1 pseudogene is annotated in these 493 nt (G+C 64.9%); it reads left to right on the top strand.

Going from position 1 to position 493, the window contains the following annotated elements:
* Positions 1–219 (top strand): annotated as a pseudogene (locus tag EOA29_RS41960) (complex I NDUFA9 subunit family protein); the annotation flags it as partial.
* Positions 220–493 lie beyond the last annotated feature (274 nt).

The raw sequence follows: 493 nt of genomic DNA, 5'->3' as shown, positions 1-493 counted from the left end.
ATCCTGGTGCCTATGCCGTTCATCGCCTGGAGCGCCCTGGCGGGAGTGGCGGAATTTCTCCCGACGCCGCCTTTCACGCGCAACCAGGTCGATCTCATGCGCCAGGACAACGTGACGACAGGCGGCATGCCGGGGCTGCCGGAACTCGGCATCGAGCCACGGGACATCGAGCAGGTCATCCGCATGATCGAAGGAAGCGGCATCAAAACAAGGACGTAAAGCGCGTCGCCTGAATCCGTTTCGTCGCGACGCGCTTCAACGCCACCGCTACGCGCGGAACTCTTCTGCCGTCGGCCTGGGAAATGTCGGCTCCTCCGGCGGAATCTCAGGTGGCACGTCCGGCGGGATATCTGGAGGTCCCCTTCCCGGTCCCGGGATGGGATCGGGTGAAGGCGGAGGAACGCCTGGTGGTTCTCCGGGCGGGTTTTCCGGCGGAGCAGGAGGCCGGGAAGGCTCAGGATTGGGATCGCCCGGCATCGGTTCGGGATTGTTC

This window comes from Mesorhizobium sp. M1E.F.Ca.ET.063.01.1.1 (genome assembly GCF_003998155.1).
In the GTDB taxonomy this organism is placed as follows: domain Bacteria; phylum Pseudomonadota; class Alphaproteobacteria; order Rhizobiales; family Rhizobiaceae; genus Mesorhizobium.
The sequence above is the reverse complement of the archived record's forward strand: the minus strand, read 5'-3'. Positions and strand labels throughout refer to the sequence as shown.